Origin of the sequence: Novosphingobium resinovorum (genome assembly GCF_027922145.1) — a bacterium.
GTDB classification, from domain to species: domain Bacteria; phylum Pseudomonadota; class Alphaproteobacteria; order Sphingomonadales; family Sphingomonadaceae; genus Novosphingobium; species Novosphingobium resinovorum.
Map to the genome: position 1 here is coordinate 1 of NZ_BSFC01000038.1, position 19,680 is coordinate 19,680.

17 protein-coding genes and 1 pseudogene are annotated in these 19,680 nt (G+C 63.4%); 13 read left to right on the plus strand and 5 right to left on the minus strand.

Features of this window, described 5'->3' with window-relative positions:
- From PKE80_RS20965 to PKE80_RS21000, 8 genes and pseudogenes are all read left to right on the plus strand, one after another.
- Positions 1-362 (plus strand): annotated as a pseudogene (locus PKE80_RS20965) (hypothetical protein); the annotation flags it as partial.
- Positions 363-401: 39 nt separating this feature from the next.
- Entirely contained in the window at positions 402-1,790 is a 1,389-nt protein-coding gene (locus PKE80_RS20970) for an NAD-dependent succinate-semialdehyde dehydrogenase (protein WP_036530022.1), read from the plus strand.
- 8 nt (positions 1,791-1,798) lie between these two features.
- Positions 1,799-2,893, plus strand: coding sequence for an alkene reductase (locus PKE80_RS20975; RefSeq protein WP_271184205.1), 1,095 nt, complete (start codon positions 1,799-1,801; stop codon positions 2,891-2,893).
- Positions 2,894-2,991: 98 nt separating this feature from the next.
- The gene (locus PKE80_RS20980) at positions 2,992-3,285 is read left to right on the plus strand and encodes a hypothetical protein (protein WP_036530024.1); all 294 of its coding nucleotides are present in this window, start codon (positions 2,992-2,994) and stop codon (positions 3,283-3,285) included.
- A 39-nt stretch (positions 3,286-3,324) separates the two neighbouring features.
- Positions 3,325-3,888 (plus strand): flavin reductase family protein, encoded by a 564-nt coding sequence (locus PKE80_RS20985; RefSeq protein ID WP_231958450.1) that lies wholly within the window; start codon positions 3,325-3,327, stop codon positions 3,886-3,888.
- A 532-nt stretch (positions 3,889-4,420) separates the two neighbouring features.
- Entirely contained in the window at positions 4,421-5,704 is a 1,284-nt protein-coding gene (locus PKE80_RS20990; protein WP_036530027.1) for a cystathionine gamma-synthase family protein, read from the plus strand.
- A 53-nt stretch (positions 5,705-5,757) separates the two neighbouring features.
- A complete protein-coding gene (locus tag PKE80_RS20995; RefSeq protein ID WP_036530029.1) occupies positions 5,758-6,519 on the plus strand; it encodes an enoyl-CoA hydratase in 762 nt (253 codons plus the stop codon).
- Between the two features lie 353 nt (positions 6,520-6,872).
- On the plus strand, positions 6,873-7,517 hold the full coding sequence (locus PKE80_RS21000; protein ID WP_036530031.1) for an alpha/beta hydrolase: 645 nt from the start codon (positions 6,873-6,875) through the stop codon (positions 7,515-7,517).
- 52 nt (positions 7,518-7,569) lie between these two features.
- On the opposite strand, the gene PKE80_RS21005 is transcribed toward PKE80_RS21000, so the two are convergent.
- The gene (locus PKE80_RS21005; RefSeq protein ID WP_036530032.1) at positions 7,570-8,439 is read right to left on the minus strand and encodes an aldo/keto reductase family oxidoreductase; all 870 of its coding nucleotides are present in this window, start codon (positions 8,437-8,439) and stop codon (positions 7,570-7,572) included.
- A 98-nt stretch (positions 8,440-8,537) separates the two neighbouring features.
- Between PKE80_RS21005 and PKE80_RS21010 the strand changes: the two genes are divergently transcribed.
- Positions 8,538-9,458, plus strand: a complete 921-nt coding sequence (locus PKE80_RS21010; RefSeq protein ID WP_036530034.1) for a LysR family transcriptional regulator — start codon at positions 8,538-8,540, stop codon at positions 9,456-9,458.
- 33 nt (positions 9,459-9,491) lie between these two features.
- Here PKE80_RS21010 and PKE80_RS21015 read toward each other — a convergent pair whose 3' ends face one another.
- The 4 genes from PKE80_RS21015 to PKE80_RS21030 all read right to left on the minus strand — a co-directional run bounded on the left by PKE80_RS21015 (position 9,492) and on the right by PKE80_RS21030 (position 12,703).
- A complete protein-coding gene (locus PKE80_RS21015; RefSeq protein WP_271184206.1) occupies positions 9,492-10,154 on the minus strand; it encodes a DsbA family oxidoreductase in 663 nt (220 codons plus the stop codon).
- A 295-nt stretch (positions 10,155-10,449) separates the two neighbouring features.
- A complete protein-coding gene (locus PKE80_RS21020) occupies positions 10,450-11,541 on the minus strand; it encodes a Ros/MucR family transcriptional regulator (RefSeq protein ID WP_081799219.1) in 1,092 nt (363 codons plus the stop codon).
- Positions 11,542-11,873: 332 nt separating this feature from the next.
- Positions 11,874-12,344 (minus strand): aminoglycoside 6'-N-acetyltransferase, encoded by a 471-nt coding sequence (gene aac(6') / locus PKE80_RS21025; RefSeq protein WP_370425233.1) that lies wholly within the window; start codon positions 12,342-12,344, stop codon positions 11,874-11,876.
- A gap of 83 nt (positions 12,345-12,427) precedes the next feature.
- Entirely contained in the window at positions 12,428-12,703 is a 276-nt protein-coding gene (locus PKE80_RS21030; protein ID WP_036530049.1) for an HU family DNA-binding protein, read from the minus strand.
- A gap of 249 nt (positions 12,704-12,952) precedes the next feature.
- On the opposite strand from PKE80_RS21030, the gene PKE80_RS21035 reads away from it, so the two are divergent.
- The 4 genes from PKE80_RS21035 (at position 12,953) to PKE80_RS21050 (ending at position 19,372) form a co-directional block, all read left to right on the plus strand.
- Positions 12,953-13,204, plus strand: a complete 252-nt coding sequence (locus tag PKE80_RS21035; protein ID WP_271184208.1) for a hypothetical protein — start codon at positions 12,953-12,955, stop codon at positions 13,202-13,204.
- A gap of 396 nt (positions 13,205-13,600) precedes the next feature.
- A complete protein-coding gene (locus tag PKE80_RS21040) occupies positions 13,601-14,377 on the plus strand; it encodes an ImuA family protein (protein WP_081799221.1) in 777 nt (258 codons plus the stop codon).
- A complete protein-coding gene (locus PKE80_RS21045) occupies positions 14,295-16,112 on the plus strand; it encodes a DUF6504 family protein (protein ID WP_309299001.1) in 1,818 nt (605 codons plus the stop codon). Before PKE80_RS21040 ends, PKE80_RS21045 begins: the two co-directional genes overlap by 83 nt.
- Entirely contained in the window at positions 16,112-19,372 is a 3,261-nt protein-coding gene (locus PKE80_RS21050) for an error-prone DNA polymerase (RefSeq protein ID WP_036530052.1), read from the plus strand. Before PKE80_RS21045 ends, PKE80_RS21050 begins: the two co-directional genes overlap by 1 nt.
- Positions 19,373-19,680: the final 308 nt, after the last annotated feature.

Consider the following 19,680-nt stretch of genomic DNA (forward strand, 5'->3'; position numbering starts at 1 on the left):
CACTGGCCTGGTTTTACTCCGCCCCGTGGCCGACTTTTGCGCCGCCGTTGACAGGTATTGTCCATGTCGACGATACCTTGATGGTCCTCGCCGCCCCCGGCATGCTGGGAAATATCTTGCCGCAGTCGCGCCTGCGCTTTCATCCGATGCTCGCCAAGGCGCTGCAGCAGCGCTCAAGAGCTGCCGACGATTTCGCGGCATGGGCCCAGGCCTTGGCGCGCGAATGGGCTTCGACACGCATCGTCTGCGCGGCGCATTCGGCGGTGCGACAACTTGAACCTGGCGGATGGCATGCGGAGCTGACCCATGCGCTTTCGGCGATCCGCAATACACTCGACCATCACCGTGCGCAGCACGGCTGATGTGAGCACTATCCTTCCCTTACCGAAAGAATCCAAACTATGAGCGACAAGCAAATCCGCACGATCAATCCGCTGACCGAGGACGTCATTGCGACGTATTCCCTCATGTCGGACGAGGAAGCTGCGGCGACCGTCTCGGCGTGCCACGAGGCGTTTCTCGAATGGCGTCTGCGCAGTCTCGAAGACCGGGCCGGCGTGATTGCCGCCATCGGCCAAGAACTGCGCGATTCCAAGGAGGAATTCGCCGCGCTGATGACCCGCGAGGTCGGCAAGCTGATCGGTGACAGCCGCAGCGAAGTCGATCTCGTCGCTGCGATCTGCGACTATACCGCCAAGCAGGGCCCCGCGGTCCTCGCTGACGAGGAGCGATCCGCCGACGGTGCGACAGCTTATGTCGCTCATGCCCCTATCGGCGTCGTCTACGGCATCCAGCCTTGGAATTTTCCTGCGTATCAGGCGGTGCGCTATTCGATCGCCAGCCTGATGGCCGGTAACGGGGTACTGCTAAAGCATGCCGAAAGCTGCACCGGCAGCGGCCTGTTCCTGCGCGATCTCTATGAGCGGGCGGGTCTGCCCAAGGGCCTGTTCGGTGTGCTGCTGATCTCTCACGAGCAGTCCGACACGGTGATCGAAAACGATCTCGTGCGTGCTGTCACCCTGACCGGCAGCGACAAGGCAGGGCGAGCGGTCGCCGCCAAGGCCGGCGCGCTCGTCAAGAAGACCGTATTGGAGCTGGGATCGAACGACGCATACCTCGTCCTCGACGATGCAGACATCGACCTGGCCGTCGAGACGTGTGTTGCGGGACGCATCTACAACAACGGGCAGACTTGCGTGAACGCCAAGCGATTCATCGTTACCGACAGGAACCATGAAGCCTTCGTGGAGGCATACGTCGAAAAGTTCCGCGCCATTGCCATGGGCGATCCCACCGACGAGAAGACCGCGCTTGGCCCGCTGGTCAGCAAGGCCCAGCGTGACAAACTGCACGAACAGGTCGAGGAGAGCGTCGCCAAGGGCGCGCGCGTGCTTGTGGGTGGTCAGGTTCCTGACCGGACCGGATGGTTCTATCCCGCCACGGTTCTGGTCGATGTTGCGCCCGGGCAGCCTGCCTATGACGACGAACTGTTCGGTCCTGCCGCTTCAATCATTCGGGCCAAAGATGATGAGGATGCCATGCAGATCGCCAACGACAGCCGCTATGGCCTTGGCGGAGGTATCTTCAGCCGCGATGTCGAGCGCGCTCGCGAACTGGCTGCAAAGCACTTCGACACCGGCATGATCTTCATCAACACTTTCGACGTCGCCTCTCCCGATCTCCCTTTCGGCGGGGTCAAGACATCAGGCTATGGGCGCGAACATGGCCCTGAAGGGCTGAAGGAATTCGTCAACGTCAAATCCATCAAGATCGGCACCACCGCAAAGTGAGGAATATCATGACCGGACATTCCAATCTGTTCGAACCTTTGCGGCTCGGCGCGTTCGAGTTGCCCAACCGCGTCCTCATGGCCCCGCTGACACGCAGCCGGGCCCATGCGGACGGGACGCCCGGGGAACTCGCCGTCACCTATTACCGCCAGCGTGCTTCGGCGGGGCTCATCATTTCCGAGGCCACCCAGATTTCGCCAATGGGTAAGGGGTACATAGATACGCCCGGCATCCACAGCGAAGCCCATGTCGAAGGGTGGAAGGCTGTCATCGAAGCAGTCCATGCTGCTGGGGGTCGGATCTTCTGCCAGCTTTGGCACGTCGGCCGGATCAGCCATACGTCCCTTCTGCCGGGCGGCGCGCAACCGGTTTCCGCCAGCGCGGTCCGCGCCAAGGCCCAGACCTTCACAGCCGATGGCCTCACCGACACCTCCGAGCCGGTCGCGCTGGATGCCGATGGTATTGCAGCCACCCTCGATGATTACGAGACTGCGGCGCGCTATGCCAAAGCGGCCGGGTTCGATGGTGTGGAAGTGCACTCGGCCAATGGGTACCTGCTCGACCAGTTTCTGCAGGACGGTACCAACCAGCGCGAGGACGACTACGGCGGCTCGATCGAGAACCGCCAGCGTTTTTTGCGCGAGGTGATGGAGCGCGTCCTTTCCGTGTTCCCCGCTGATCGCGTCGGAGTTCGGCTCTCCCCGCTTGGACAGGCGAACGACATGAGCGACAGCAACCCTGAAGCTACCTTCTCATCGGCTTATTGCATGCTGGCAGGACACGGGCTCGCCTATCTGCACGCAATCGAGCAGTTTACCGGGCAGGATACCGACGAGGATCAGCGCGCGCTACTGAAGCGAGTGCGAACTCTTTATGACGGGGTCTATATCGGCAATGGCGATTACGATGCCGACCGCGCCAGCGCAGCGATCGCCGCACAAGAGGCTGATGCCATAAGTTTTGGACGGTCGTTTCTCGCCAACCCGGACCTGCCCGAGCGTTTGCGCGTGGGTGCCGAAATGAACGCACCTGACAAGGATACGTTCTACGGAGGCGGCGCGAAAGGATACGTCGACTACCCCGCTTTGCCCCACATTCATTGATCGATAGCCTGATCGTGCAGCGCGGGGACAGAATCGCGCTGTTCTTTCGGACCAGTTCTCGGGAGCTGCAGTCCGTCGCCAGATAAAGGAGGATAAACATGCCTAAAGGTGACAAGAGCAGCTACACGGACAAACAGAAGCGCCGGGCCGAGCATATCGAGGAAAGCTACGAAAAGCGCGGCACCCCCAAGAAAGAAGCTGAAAGCCGGGCCTGGGCGACCGTCAACAAGGAAAGCGGCGGTGGGAAAAAGTCCGGCTCGGGCCGAGGCAAGCCGGAAAATCGCAGCGCATCCTCTCGCGGCGGCAAGGCGCACAAGTCAGGCTCTTCAGAGCAGCGATCGGCTGCGGCTCGCAAGGGCTGGGAGACGCGGCGCCGCAACGGCAACGCATGACCGTCTCCTTTGTAGAACGCGATGTTGCCGGGGGTGCCTGTGGTTGAAAAACACGACCTGCCGGTACACCGGGCACGTGCCTTTCTCGAACCCGGCTCGATCTTGCTGGTGACATCTTGTCATGACGGCGAGCGCAATGTGATGACCATGGGTTGGCATATGGTGCTGGAGTTTACGCCTTCCCTTGTCGGCTGCATGATCTCTGCCGGCAATCATAGTTTCGAGCTGATACGTCAAAGCGCAGAATGTGTGCTGAACCTGCCAACCCTCGACATGCTCGACGCTGTCGTCGGGATCGGCAATTGTTCGGGCCGGGACAAAGACAAGTTCGCTGGGTTTAACCTTGATGTGCAGGCCGCCGACCACATCAGAGCTCCGTTGCTCACCGCGTGTCACGCGAACTTCGAGTGCCGACTGGCGGACGACCGGATGGTCAAGGACTACAATCTCTTCATATTCGAAATCGTAAAGGCGCACGTCGCGCCTCAGCCCAAGCACCCCAGAACGCTGCATTACACCGGGGACGGAGTGTTTGTTGTCGCGGGAAAAACAGTGAGCCGGCGCAGTGATTTTCGTCCAGAACTGCTTGGCAACGGCCGCTAAGAGCCCCAGCCTTGGTTCCGGAAAGATTTAGGCGTGCGCACCTCCCTTGGTGTAAGCGCCGGTTGAACACCCGGCGCAATAACGGATCCATTCAGTGGGATCGCGCAAGCGGCAGGCAGCAAAGAGCTTGATCGTTTTAGCTTATTGATCGACATATACCCATCTTGCTCGACCAAAACGTTCCGTCTGCTAAAGGCCCAGTCTTGGGCATTCAGAATAGGAAAGCAGACCGACCGCACCCGGGCGCGCAAAATCGGCGGCTGAACGGCCGAGAAGGGTCGTAAGCAGGCTTCGGCTGAGATGAGACATTATTAGTCTCCGTTATCCTGATACCCGCCATCTGCGACCAGGTTCGGCCCTTCGTGAATGAGCCGACGAAGGTGCTTGAACTTCTATTAAGCCCCACCCCGGATCAGCCGCGAATGGCCCGGTCAGGCGGCAGCGCGGGCGTGAGGGCGTATTGCAGCCTTGGGAATAATGCTGCACTTCAGCAACCGGGTGGCAAATAAGCGGCGAGCCGAGGATAGCACGAATGACCGCACCGCGTGAGAGCAAGACCGCCATCGGGGATCACCAGCTTCATCCGGACACCCTGATGCTGAACTACGGATACGACCCGTCATTGTCCGAAGGTGCGGTCAAGCCACCGGTATTCCTGACGTCCACTTTCGTCTTCCCGACCGCTGAGGAAGGCCGGGACTTCTTCGACTATGTCGCCGGCCGCAAGGAGCCGCAGCCGGGCGAAGGCCGCGGACTGGTCTACTCGCGCTTCAACCACCCCAACAGCGAGATCGTCGAGGATCGCCTGGCGGTTTACGAAGGCGCCGAAGCGGGCGTGGTCTTCTCATCGGGAATGGGCGCGATCACCACCACCATTCTCGCGTTCGCCAGACCAGGCGACGTCATACTACATTCGCAGCCTCTCTACGGGGGGACCGAGACTCTTCTGGCCCGAACCTTCGCCAATCTGGGCATCCGCGCTGTTGGGTTTGCCGATGGCCTTGATGAAGGCGAAATCCTTGGCGCGGCACGTAGCGCCGCCGCCTCGGGGCGCTTGTCGGTAATACTCATCGAAACACCTGCCAATCCCACGAACAGCCTGGTCGATATCGCCCTTCTCGCACGGGTCCGCGATCTCATCGCGCTGGAGCAGGGGCATCGCCCGCTTCTCATGTGCGACAACACCCTGCTTGGCCCCATCTTCCAGCGGCCGTTGCGGCACGGCGCCGATATTTCGCTCTATTCGCTGACCAAATATGTCGGCGGCCATTCGGATCTGGTCGCAGGAGCCGCGCTGGGATCGGCGGCCCTCATGCGGGAAGTCCGGCTACTACGCAGCGCAATTGGCACGCAGCTGGATCCGCACAGCAGCTGGATGCTCAGTCGTTCGCTCGAAACGCTCGGGCTGCGCATGGAACGGGCGAACGCGAATGCTGCCGTGGCCGCCGCTTTTCTGCGCGACCACCCCAAGGTCGAAGCCGTGGCCTATCCCCCGTTTCATGCCGAGGGCTCACCGCAGGCGAACGTCTTTGCGGCGCAGTGCGAAGGAGCGGGATCGACTTTCGCCTTCGACATCGCGGGAGGGCAGCCGGCAGCCTTCCGGTTCCTCAACGCCCTGCAGATCTTCAAGCTCGCGGTCAGCCTAGGAGGCACGGAATCGCTGGCGAGCCACCCGGCCACGACCACTCATTCCGGCGTACCCGTGGAAATCCGGGACCGGATCGGCGTCCTGCAGTCCACGGTCCGTCTGTCCATCGGAATCGAGAACGAAAGCGATATCGTCGCGGATCTGTCTCAGGCACTCGACCAAGCCTGAATATCGACCTGGCTGGTTCATAATTTCACTCAAATCATGGGAAGGAAGGGCACATGACGGACTTCGTCAAAGTGACCAACGACCGCCACGTTCTGGAAATCGAGATCGACCGCCCCGGGAAGAAGAACGCGCTGACCGGCGCCATGTACCGGATCATGACGAGCGCCCTCGCCGACGCCTCTCACCGAAGCGATGTTCGCGCGGTGCTCATCCATGGTACGGGTGATGCCTTCTGTGCTGGGAACGACCTGGCCGATTTCGTATCCGGCCCGGAAGGCGCCGCCGCCGCCTTCGATTTCATCCGGGCGATAGCCATGTTCCAGAAGCCGATCGTCGCTTCGGTCCAAGGCCTTGCCGTAGGCGTCGGAACGACCCTGCTGTTCCACTGCGATCTCGTTTACGCAGCCCCGGACGCCCGGTTCGTCATGCCGTTCGTCAACCTCGGGATCGTCCCGGAAGCGGGATCAAGCCTGCTGGCGCCCACTACGCTTGGACATGCCAAGGCGGCATCGATGCTGCTGCTGGGTGAGCCGATGGATGCGCAAGGCGCCGACATGGCGGGCCTGATCACCGGTATCGTTCCGGGCGATGAGCTTCTCGACCATGCGAGGAGCAAGGCTCGGCTTTTGACCACCAGGCCGCCGGAGGCCCTTCTTGCAACGCGGCGTCTTATGAAAGGCGATCAGGCCGCTGTAGCTGCACGGATCGAGGAAGAAGCAGGTCTTTTCCGCGGTGCGATGCAATCGCCCGAGGCCCAGGAAGCCTTCGCTGCATTCTTCGAGAAGCGCCAACCTGTCTTCGTTTCGCGAAGCTGAACCTTACCCCTGCCCCTAGTACCCACCGCCCTTCCCGCATGCGACACTCCGCTCTATCAGCTGGGCATGAAGCCTTGGATATCAACTGCTTCACGGAGGCGGATCCGGGACGAGCGCACATACGGTCGGCTGGTGAGAAAGCTGGACGACTGCCCCTGCCGCTCGCGCCGCTGTGCCGCTGTGCCGCTGTGCCGCTGCCATCCCGGCGCAGGGCGTTCTGCCGCGTTCAAGGCATTCATCGATCTCGCACGTCTGTTTGCTGCAGCCAGAACGGGGACGCCACGCGGTGCGTTTCAACCGAAGCCTGTGGGCGCTCGACCACGCGCCCCACACAATCCAGAAGGAAGATCCTGATGCTCGACGGCCCCCGCCTCGCCCCGTTCTCCGGCAATGCCCCCGATGCTCTGGTAGTCCTCCTCCATGGCTATGGCTCCAACGGCGAGGACCTCATTTCGCTTGCAAGCATGATTCAGCCCGCCTTGCCGAATGCCGCCTTCGTGGCGCCGAATGCCCCTTCGCAAATCCCCCACATGGCGGCCGCTTACCAGTGGTGGCCGATCGAGACCTTCTCGATGGCAGAACGTGCCGCCGGTGCGGACGCTGCGGCGCCGATGCTCGATGCCTTCCTCATTGCGGAGCTCGAAGCTGCCGGGCTGCCCAGCAACCGCCTGCTGCTTGTCGGGTTCAGCCAGGGCACGATGATGGCGCTCCACGTCGGATTGCGCCGGACCGAAACTGTCGCCGGAATCGTCGGCATCTCGGGCATGCTGGTCGCGCCGGATCATCTGCAGGCAGATATCCGTAGCCGCCCGCCAGTCCTGCTTATCCATGGCACCGAAGACGAGGTGGTGCCGTTCCGTTCGATGGATCTTGCCAACACCGCACTCACGGCAGCCGGCGTGGGTGTGGAGATGCACGTCTCGCCGGGGCTGGGCCACAGCGTCGGGCAGGATGGCCTCGAGGCAGCGGCGGCATTCGCCCGGACGGTCATCGGCTAGACCGCACAATCCGACCTCACAGCGCACCTCTGCCCTCGAACGGCGGACGATTTCATGTGCCCGCTATGACATCCATCTCAGCGAGAACATCCTGCGACAGGCGCAGCCTTTCGGCCGCCAGGTTTTCCGTCAGATGCGCGACGCTCGAGGTGCCCGGGATCAGGAGCAGGTTGGGCGAACGTGCCAGCAACCACGCCAGCGCAACCTGCAACGGGCTGGCTTCAAGCCGCGCCGCAATCCGGGACAGCGCATCTGACTGGATCGGGCTGAACCCGCCCAGCGGGAAGAACGGGACGTAAGCGATCCCTTGGATGGCCAAGTCTTCCACCAGGGCGTCATCGGCACGGTGAACGAGATTGTACTGGTTCTGGACGCAGACCACTGGAGCGATCCTCTGCGCCTCGGCTACTTGCGCAGGGGTGACGTTGCTGAGGCCAAGATGCCGGATCAGTCCCTGCTCGCGCAATTGCGCAAGCGTGGAGAATTGTGCTTCGAGAGATCCTTCGCTCGGCGCGTGGACGTCGCCCATCAGCCTCAGGTTGACGACATCGAGCTGCTCCAACCCCAGATTGCGCAGGTTGTCATGCACCGCCTGCGTCAATTCGGCGGGGCTCTGCGCCGGGAGCCACGAGGCATCATCGCCGCGAACCGCGCCCACCTTGGTCACGATGACCAGATCATCGGTATAGGGACGCAGGGCCTCGCGGATGATCTGGTTGGTGACATGCGGTCCGTAGAAGTCGCTCGTGTCGATATGGTTGACCCCGGCCTCGACGGCGGTGCGCAGGACCGCAATCGCGGCAGCGCGATCGCGCGGCGGGCCGAACACGCCGGGTCCTGCAAGCTGCATGGCGCCGTAGCCCATCCGGTTGACGGTACGGTCGCCGAGTTCGAAGGTCTTCGCAGTGGCAAGATCGGTCATGCGCAGGTCTCCTGTAAAGGTGTGATCAGGCATATGGACTGGTTGCCATCGATCGATAAGCCGTGCAGTTCGGCACAGGCTGTACGAGAACCTGCACAATGGCGACTGAACTCGACGATCTATCGGCTTTCGTGGCCGTCGCCCGCGCGGGCGGCTTCCGCGAAGCGGCGCGCGTATCGGGCGTTTCCGCGTCCGGCCTCAGCGAAGCGCTTCGGCGGTTGGAGACGCGGCTGGGCGCCCGCCTGCTGCACCGCACGACGCGCAGCATCTCTACCACCGAAGCAGGCGCACGGCTGTTCGAACGCCTCTCCCCCGCCCTCGCCGAGATCAGTGCAGCACTCGACACCGTCCATGCCGAAACCCACCAGCCGGCCGGCACCTTACGGCTCAATGTCCCGGCGAACGTCGCCAGAACCGTCCTACCCGGCATCCTGCCGCCATTCCTGAAGGCGCACCCCCAAATCCGGGTGGAAGTGACCGTGGAAGACAGCTTCGTCGATATCCTCGCCTCCGGCGCCGACGCCGGCATCCGCTACGAGGAACGGCTGGAGCAGGACATGATCGCCGTACCGATCGGACCGCGTTCGCAGCGAATAATCACGGTGGCGGCGCCGGCCTATCTCGATCTCCATGGCCGCCCTGCGCATCCCCGCGACCTCCTCGACCACGCCTGCCTGCGCCTGCGCTTCTCCAGCGGTGCACGGGCCACCTGGGAGTTCGAGCGCGGCGACGAAGTGATCCGTCTCGACCCGCCCGGCCCTCTGCTGATCCAGCCCGGATCGGCCTGTGACCTGCTGATCGAGGCAGCGATGGCTGGCCTTGGTGTCGTGCGGCTCTTCGAGGACTGGCTTGCCCCGGCCATGCAGTCAGGGGCCTTGGAACGGATACTCGACGAATGGGACGAGCCGTTCTCGGGGCCGATGCTGTATTATTCCGGCCGCCGCCAGCTTCCCCCTCCGCTCAGGGCCTTCATCGACTTCACCCGGACGGAGCCAGCCATGCCAAAGCTGCAGAGGTAACGACATCGGCCTGCATCAAGGTGCCGTCCGGGGCTACTGAGTGACTGCAACCCGTTCGGCGGCAATCTTTTTCAGCACCTCCTCGAACACCTCGACCGGCTGGCCGCCCGACACAAGGTACTTCTCGTCGATCATGATCGCCGGGACGCTCGAGATCCCCCGCGAGCGCCAGAGTTCCTCGTCATCACGGACTGCCGAAGCGAATTCGTCTCCGCAGAGGATTTCCGCCGCGCGCGACGTATCGAGGCCTGCGCGCGCGACTACGTCCAGCAGCACTTCATGGCGCGAGACATTGGCACCGTGCGTGAAGTACGCCTCGAACAGCGCGTGCTTGAGTTCGGATTGGCGGCCCTGTTCTCCCGCCCAATGCAGCAGCCTATGCGCGTCGAACGTATTGTAGATGCGGCTCTCGTCGTTCATCGCAATCGTGAAGCCGACGCTTGCGGCGCGCTCCTGAAGCACCGCCCTGCTCGCGGCCGACTGTTCGGGCGTGGATCCGTACTTCTGGGCAATGTGCTCACGCAGGTTTTGCCCCTCGTTCCCCATGTTCGGATTCAGTTCGAACGGCTGGAAATGGATCTCGGCAGTGACTTCTCCCTCGAGCCGCTCAAGGGCGGCTTCCAGGCCCTTCAGTCCGATGACGCACCAGGGACAGGCCACATCGGACACGAAATCGATCTTCAACTCCTGGGGCATTCTCAGGCGTTCCTCCGATCAGCTTCACATGCTCCAGACAGATAGGAACGTTGTCGGCACATGACGAGGTTACGGTGTTGCATGGCGCGCCAATGCCCCTGCAAGGCGCGCCGCTTCGTCATATCTAAAGGAGCACGTAGTGGCGAGAATGGATAACGGCTTCGGTTCGGCGTTATCGGTTGGCGACCAGGAACTACCATTGGATCGTCGGCAGTGTGAAGCTTTCTGGTAGGGAACGCCAACCTGCCCATCCCACTCTGCCGCCTGTCGCGGCAGAGTGGCGGGTCCGACAGCTTTACTTGGCCTTAGTGGCCTGACGCTTACGACGCGGTTTAGCCTCCGCGACAGCGGGTACGGTCGTTTCAACCGCAGTGGTTCCCTCAGCGGCCTCGTTCCCGAATAGGCCGAGCTTGCGCCGGCGCTTCGGCTTTTCGACCACTTCGGCAGTTTCTTCCACCACTGGAATTGAGGCAGCAGACTCTCTCGCCGGCTCAGGCGTCCGTGCCATACGCTTTACCGGCTGCTTCCTCCGCGTGGCGCCGGTCGCAGCCTTTTCTGGCTTCCTCGTTTCGGCAGAGGCAACAGCAGCGGTTTCGACCTTTGGCGCGGCGGTCTCCGGCTCAGCAGTGTTCGAAGGTATCTCGACCGCTGGGACGGCTCCCGTTTTAGCCCCAGAAGACGGGGAATTCGCGAGCGCTTTGCCAGCCTTTTTTTCGTTACGCCGCTTTGGCATTACCGGAGCAGGCTCCGCCGCAGCCTTCCCTGCCTCCTTCACGGTCTTGGCAGAAGGGGCGGCGACCGAAGAAGCGGGTGCATGGTGCGCATCAGCTTTGCGCTGTTTTGGCTTCGGCGTTCCCGCGGACTTTGTCTTTGCAGCGGGCTTGGGCTTTACCGGTGCGGATGCGGGTTCACTTGATGGGCTCAGTTCTGCGCTTACGTCGGCGGAAGTTGGACTTGGCATAGCCGAACTGCCGACAGCCGCCTCGCGTTTCCCCAATCCGATCTTTTCGGCGATCTCGCGGCGCCGCGCCGCGAAAGACGGCGCGACCATCGGGTAGGTCGCAGACAGATTGTAGCGTTCGCGATATTGTTCCGGGGTGAGTCCGTTGCTCGCCAGGTGACGTTTGAGCGTTTTGTAAGGTTTGCCGTCGATGAGGCTGAGAATGTGATCCGCCGACGCCAGGCTCTTGCGCACTGAAACCGCGGGCGTGAAGATAGGTGCTTCGGGTTCTGCTTGTTCAGGGGCGCTGTCTTCAACCAGAGCGGCCCGTGTCGAGCGAATGAGGCCGGCAAGATCATCCGCACTGACCGTATTGTTGGCGAGATACGCGCTCAGAAGTTGAACGGTGAGTGCAGCAATATCGGAAGTCGGTTCGGTGTCAGGCATCGATTTGCCCCTCTCGGATTTATAACGACGACGTTGAGCTATTGCCTTTATGGCAATTTGTCATGGATCGACGCGATTTCTGGGCTTTTCAAGGGTAAATATAGCGAACACCTCGATCTGAGGCACGCCCGACTACAACAATGCGCCAACGGCGCGTGTTCCTATGAGACGATTGGCCAGCAGATACTCCTATCGTCGGATTGGCGGCGGCCGATCAGCATCAATGCCCGGTCTGCCCGGCATGCCCCATAGATGTGCGGCCTGTTGATAACACGGTGAACAAGCTGCGGAAAAAGGTGTCAATCGACATCCGAAGCTTCATCTGGAGCAGTTCAGCTTAACAGCGGCATCGGCGTCAGGACCTTGCGAAAATACACCACTCGCTCGGTTTCCTCGAATTTCAGCGCTGCGTGCATCGCATGCGACACGGTGTTGTCCAACATGGCATCCGAGGCGAGTTCAGCGCAGCCCATGCTGCGAGCCCAAGCTTCCACGGCGTCCACCAAGCCGCGACCAATGCCTTGCCGCCGGCATTCTTCCACGACATACAGCCCCTCAAGGAACGCGACCGGTGAAGTTTCGCAGCCGTTGACGTAATCGACGCGCAGCGCGGCTTCCGCAAATCCGACAAGCGCGCCGCGCTGATCGCGCGCCAGAAAGCCAATGAAAGGCTGTGGCTCCGCCATCAGTTGAACCACGTCTTCCTGGTGCTCTGCTTCCGAGCCATCTGGCCAGAGCGACGTGCGCAGAGCCGACCATTCAAGAAGGTCAGCGTTGCTGCCCACTGTTATCCGTACGATCATGCCGCTCGGCCTCGGGAACTGGTCAGGGAAATTATGCATGGTGGCGACGCCGGCAATAGGCGCGCCGCCGCCGCCGTATTGCATCAGCCGTTGAGCTTGTCCTTGACCGCCTTGGCGACCGTGAAGGTCAGCTTCTTCGAAGCCTTGATGGTCATTGCCTCGCCGGTAGCGGGGTTGCGGCCTTCACGTTCGGGGCTGTCCTTCACCTTGAACTTGCCAAAGCCGTTGAGCGAGACTTCCTCACCCTTGGCTGCCGCGCTGCCGATGGCCTCGAAGACGGCGTCGACAATCTTGCGGGCGTCGATTTTGGTAATGCCGTGATCGTTGGCGATGGCGTCGGCGAGATCGCTGTTGTTCATGAGAAGTTCGTCCTGTCGATGTCTATGGTTCGCAAACCTACGTTGCTTTCGAGCTTCGCGGCCTTCCACCATGGAACAGCCGAAACCGCGTTCAAAGTCGCATACTCACGCTGAACGCGCCTTGAGGCCGCTTTGTCCACAGCCTGTGGATATGTGAAACGCATCCGGTGCCCGAATTACCCGGATAACATCGCGCGCGGAACCATTCTCGGCCCGGTCTCTTGCATAACGCACACAAGGAGGATTCCCATGTTTGGCAAGGTCATCGGCGCAATCGCAGGAAACAAGGCCGCAAAGCACGTCCAGGGGGTGAGCGGCACTGGAGGAACTTTGCTCGGCTTTGCAGCGCCGATGGTGATACGCCGCCTCGGCACCCTTGGCCTCATCACCGCAGTCGCAAGCGGGTACGCTTACAAGCGCTACACCGACCGGCGGGCAGCTGAACAGCAGAAAGTCGCGCGGCCCAGCAGATTTGCAGAGCCCACGCGGACACAGGCTTGATCCTATCCTGCAGCTGCAATCCGTCCCCTGCTAGCGTGTTGGGGCAGGCTAAGGCGCGGGACGTTAGGATCGACCGTGCTCTGATCCACGTGGTTGTGGCTGAGCAGCTTGTGAGTGACGGGCACGGGGCCCGGCGCTCAGCCAGTGAGCACGCTCTCGCCGAACAATGCCGCGTCACACAACTGCGCGCGAACCGCGAGGAAACTGCCCATCAACAGCCCCCGAGCGCGTTCCCTTCCTTGAGGACACTACTGAGCACAACGGTTTACCTGAAATTTCTTTCTCTTTATCAACCCGTTGCTTAGCGGCCTTCTCCCTCGTTTGCATGGCCCGACACCTTGACGCAGTGGCGGTCGGAATGGAACATATAGCGAACACATGAGTCGCTGTTGACCAATGATCCTGCAAACCGCCCTTCCCTCCCGGCTGCCTGCCGAGCACCTTGCCGCACTACGCGCCCAGATCGCGCAGGTGCAGGCAGCGCGCGGGCCGGTGCTGCCGTTCGGCCTGCTGCAAATCGACACGCGCCTCGCCAGCGGCGGCCTCGATGGCGCTGCGCTTCACGAGATCGCCGGCGCCAGCGCCAGCTGGAGCGACGATGCTGCCGCCACCTTGTTTGCCGCAGGGCTCGCCGCGCGCTTTGCTGCCGTCCAGGGCATGACCGTGCTGTGGGCGCTTAGCCGCTTCGACCTGTATGCTCCGGGCCTCGAACAGGTCGGGCTCGGCCCCGGCAAGGTGCTCTATGCCCAGGGCAGGAAGGACTCCGAAGTCCTTGCACTGGCCGAAGATGCTTTGCGCGACGGATCGCTGGCCTGCGTCATCGCCGAGGTCAAAGCCGCCGACCAGACCGCTACCCGGCGCCTGCAGCTGGCTGCATCCGACGGGCAAACCCCGATGCTTCTCTACCGGCGGCATCGTTCGCGCGAGCGCAGCCCGCTGGCTCAGCCCTCCTCTGCAATGACGCGCTGGAGCATCGCAGCGGCGCCTTCCACCACGCTACCCCATGCGGGCATCGGCCGGGGGCAATGGACGATCGAACTTGTCCGCCAGCGCGGCGGCAATCCCTTTTCCCTTCTTGTCGAGGCCTGCGATGACCAGGGTTGCCTCGCTCTACCTGCCGCAGTTGCCGATCGAGCGACTGCGCCGGTTGGAGCGTCCATCCGCGCCGCGTGACGCGGCCGCGCTGGTCCCGCGCTTTTTGCAAGCCATCGACGACGACCCCGGTGCCTGCTCGGTGCCGCGCGGCGGCGGATGGCGACCCGGCGCCCGCTGGGCGCAAGGTCCGCTTGGCCCCGCCCCGGCGCAGGCCGATATCGACGCACTGCCGGCTCATCAGCGACCGACGATGCGCGAGATGGGGCGGCGCAGCGAAACCACCGATCATCCCTTCAGGGGCATGGCTTGTGACGACGGTGGACCGGCCGGCAGGCCGTGGCCGGTGCACGCGGCGCATCGCGAGTCAGATCTCCGGACCAGGCCCCTGGTCCTCATCACGCGCAGCGGGCAACGCGACATCGTGACCGCCGCCTGCCCGGTCGCGCTCGACCTTGGATTGCGTCCCGGCATGGCCGCCGCCCACGCACGCGCACTCATAAGCGACCTCGACGTGCGCGGCGCGGACCGAACTGCAGACGCGGCCTGGCTCAACCGGCTGGCGCTTCACGCCGTCCGGCACTGGACACCGACCGCAAGTGCCTGCGATGCCGATGGCCTCTGGCTCGATCTCACCGGGACCACGCATCTGTTCGGCGGCGAGGATCGCTTCTGCCGCGGGGTTCTGCGTTTTTTGGATCGCCTGGGCTTTACCGCGCGCATCGCCATCGCCGCAACGCCGGGCGCCGCGCATGCGCTTGCTCGTTTCGGAGCCCACACCGTGATTATCCTGCCTCCACGCAGCGAGGCGCAGGCAATCGCCGACCTGCCCTTGGCCGCCCTGCGCCTGGCCACCGACACTCTGGCAACGGCAGGCCGTTTCGGCCTGGAACGCATCGGCGACCTCTATGCGATGCCGCGCGGCCCCCTCGCCAAGAGGCTTGGGCTGAAGGCCGTCGAGCGGCTCGACCAGGCGCGAGGCCTTGTTGCCGAGCCGATCGTTCCGGTGGCTGCGTTCGAGGAGCCTCGAGCCGAGCGCCGGCTGCTCGAGCCAGTCGTCACCGCCGAGGCCATCAACCATGTAATCGGCGATCTTCTCGCCGACCTCGTGCACGATCTGCAAGGCCGCCGGCTGGGCTTGCGCACCGCAGTGCTGACTTGCCAGCGGGTGGACGGGATCGACCAGCGCGTCGCGGTGGGCACCGCGCGTGCCACCCGAGATGCTAAGCATCTCGCACGCATGTTCGCCATGCGCCTCGATCGGATCGACCCCGGGCTTGGCATCGAGGTGATGAAGCTTGCTGCGCCGCGCGTCGAGGACGTGCAGCCGGTCGCGCTCGGGAGTGGCCTCCTGAACACCCAGCACACGCCTGATGTCGCGCCGCTCGTCGACCAACTGGCGGGCCGGGCTGGCGAAGAGGCCCTGTTCCGGGTCAGCGCGATCGAGAGCGACGTGCCTGAGCGCGCGGTTCGCCGAATGCCGCCGCTTGCGACGACAGCCGGCTGGCCTGCCTGGCGCCGGCCGGTTCGCCTACTGCATCAGCCTGAAATGCTCACCAACGTGGTTGCCCTGCTACCCGATCATCCTCCGCGTCGCTTCTCGTGGCGCGGCACGCCATACCGGGTGTCGGCTGGCGAAGGCCCCGAGCGCATCCATGGCGAATGGTGGCGGTCTGCGCGCGAGATGTGGGCGGTGCGCGACTATTTCATGGTCGAGACCGGGGGCGGCGAACGCTTCTGGCTGTTCCGGCGCGGCGACGGCATCGATGCGCCGACCGGCGATCTCAGCTGGTATCTCCACGGCGTGTTCGGCTGATGGCAACCTACGTCGAACTGCAGGTGACCAGCCACTTCTCGTTCTTGCGCGGAGCTTCCGCCCCCGAGGAGCTGTTCGCCGCTGCGGCGGCGCTAGGCCACACCGCGCTGGGCCTTGCCGACCATAACACACTCGCCGGGGTAGTGCGCGGATGGGCGGCGCAAAAGGAGACCGGCGTGCGCATGATCGCGGGCTCGCGCGTGGACCTGGCCGACGGCCGCGCACTGCTGCTCTACCCTACCGATCGCGCCGCCTGGTCGCGCCTCACGCGTCTACTGTCCCTGGGCAAGGGCCGCGGCGGCAAGGGCAAGTGCATCCTCGCCTGGAGCGACGTTGCCGAGCGTTGCGAAGGGCTGGTTGCGATCCTGCTGCCGGATATGCCGGACGCGCGAACCTCGGCGCACCTCCAGGACCTGCGCACCATGTTCGGCGAGCGCGGCTACTGCGCGCTGTCGCTGCGCCGCCGGCCGGGCGACCAGGGGCGGCTGCATAAGCTCGATGGCCTGGCCCGCAACGCCGGCATCCGCAGCGTCGCGACCGGCGACGTGCTCTACCACGAACCCGGACTGCGCCTTTTGCAGGACGTGATGACCGCGATCCGCGAGAGGACAACGATCGACGCGCTGGGCTTCAGGCGAGAGCGCTTCCTGGACCGCAATCTCAAGTCGCCGCAGGAGATGGAGCGCCGTTTCGCGGCCTTTCCCGATGCGATCCAGGCCAGCGCCGACATTGCCGGCCAATGCCGCTTCGATCTCGGCGAGATCGAGTACCAGTACCCGTACGAGCAGGTCATGGCCGGGCGCACCGCGCAGCAGGCGCTTGCTGCGCTGACCGAAGAAGCGGCTGTTCGCATGTTTCCGCAAGGGCTCGGCAAAGCCTATCGCAAGCAGATCGATCACGAACTGCGGCTGATCGAGCAGCTCGGCTATGCGCCCTATTTCCTGACCGTCCATGCGATCGTCGCCGAGAGCCGGCGTCGCGGCATCCTGTGCCAGGGGCGCGGCTCGGCGGCCAACAGCTGCGTATGCTTCATGCTGGGCATCACCTCGATCGATCCGATCAAACACGAACTGCTGTTCGAGCGCTTCGTCTCGGGCGAGCGCAAGGAGCCGCCCGACATCGACGTCGATTTTGAGCACGAACGACGCGAGGAGATCATCCAGTGGATCTACGAGACTTACGGGCGCCATCGTTCGGCGCTGACCGCCGTCGTCACCCGCTACCGCACCCGCGGCGCCGTCGCCGAAGTCGGCAAGGCGCTGGGCTTGCCGCGCGACCTGACCAAGATGCTCACCGGGCTCGTGTGGGGCTGGTCGATGGACGGGATCGGCGACGAACAGATCGAGAGCCTCAACCTCAATGCCGATGATCATCGCCTGCGCCTGACGCTCGAATTGTCGCGCCAGCTGATCGGCACGCCGCGCCACTTGTCCCAGCATCCGGGCGGCTTCGTGCTGACGCAGGACCGGCTCGACGATCTCGTGCCTATCGAGCCCGCCCGCATGGAGGATCGCCAGATCATCGAGTGGGACAAGGACGACATCGATGCCCTCAAGTTCATGAAGGTCGACGTGCTGGGTCTCGGCATGCTCGGCTGCATGAACCGTGCCTTCAACCTCCTAGAGACGCACAAGGGCATCCGGGTCGGCATGGCCGACCTGCAGGACGACGACCCGGACGTCTATGCGATGATCCAGAAGGCCGATACGCTCGGCGTCTTCCAGATCGAGAGCCGCGCGCAGATGTCGATGTTGCCGCGCATCAAGCCCGACAAGTTCTACGACCTCGTCATCGAAGTCGCGATCGTGCGGCCCGGTCCGATCCAGGGCGACATGGTCCATCCCTACCTGCGTCGCCGGGAAGGCAAGGAGACGCCCGAATATCCCAAGCCCGAGTTGCGCGCCGTGCTCGAAAAGACGCTGGGCGTGCCGCTGTTCCAGGAACAGGCGATGAAGGTCGCGATCGTCGGTGCCGGCTTCACGCCGGTCGAGGCCGACCAGCTGCGCCGCGCGATGGCGACCTTCAAGCTGACCGGCGGGGTCAGCCACTTCTACGACAAGCTGGTGGGCGGCATGGTCGCGCGCGGCTACCCCAAGGACTTCGCCGAGCGTACCTTCAAGCAGATCGAGGGCTTCGGATCCTACGGTTTTCCAGAAAGCCATGCGGCCTCTTTCGCCAAGATCGCCTATGCAAGCTGCTGGATGAAATATCATCATCCCGACGTGTTCTGCGCCGCCCTGCTCAACGCCCAGCCGATGGGCTTCTATGCGCCCGCGCAGATCGTGCGCGATGCGAGAGCCCACGGCGTCGAAGTGCGTCCCGTCTCGATCAACCACAGCCACTGGGACTGTTCACTCGAACCCGGCCGCGGCAAATACCTCCCGGTCCGACTGGGTTTTCGCCAGGTGCGCGGCCTCGCCAATGTCCATGGCGCCGCGATCGTGGCCGCACGCGGCCCTGCCCCATTCGAAAGCGTCGAGGAAGTGTGGCGCCGCGCCGGAGTGCCGCGCGCGGCGATAGAACGGCTTGCCGAGGCCGATGCCTTTTCCTGCATCGCCGAGGATCGCCGCCAAGGCCTTTGGAAGGTGAAAGGTCTCGGGGACGCGCCGCTCCCGCTCTTTGCGGCGGCCGACGAGCGCGAAGCGCGTTTCAGGCCGGAGAATGTAGAACAGGACGTGATCTTGCGGGCGATGAGCGAGGGCCGTGAAGTTGTCGAGGATTATCGCTCGCTACAGATGTCGCTTCGCGGGCACCCGCTCCAGTTCCTGCGCTCGCAGCTCGATGCCATGCGCATCGTGCGCTGCGCCGATCTCGGCGCGATCCGCGATGGCCGCAACATCGAGGTTGCCGGGGTAATCCTCGTGCGCCAGCGGCCCGGATCGGCCAAGGGCGTGTTGTTCGTGACGATCGAGGACGAGACCGGCATCGCCAACGGCATCCTGTGGCCGAACAAGTTCGAGATCTACCGCCGGCAGATCATGTCCGCCTCGATGATCGCAATGCGCGGCCGCCTGCAGAAGGAGGGCGAGATCATCCACGTGATTTGCGACCGCATCATCAACCACGACGACATGCTCCGCTCGATTGCCCACAGCGACTTCTCCGTGACGCCAGGACGCGGTGACGGCGCCAGTAACGGCGGCGGTCCCGATCCACGCGATCCATCCTGGCCTCGCGGGAGGACGCTGGGCTCGCCAGGCTACGGGCCGGGCAAGGATCCGGATGATCTCGTGCCGATCCGCAGTCACGATTTTCACTGATCGACCATTCACGTTTCGCCTGGGCAGATCGGGCGCGTCATTTTCTCGGCCCTGCCCTGCGCACGCTTTCCCCGGCAGCGCGCCGCGACTATCAGGCGGGCGATGACGTCTTTCGCTTCCAACGCCTTGTCCGAAGCTGCCTGCGCTCTCGAAGCCCATCCGGACTTTCGGGTGCTTCGGCGCCTGCTTCCAGTGAACCGGCTATATGCAGGACCACCGCACGGGAAGACACGTATTGGTCTCGCCCTCGACGTCTGTCAACGGCGGCGCAAAAGTCGGCCACGGGGCGGAGTAAAACCAGGCCAGTG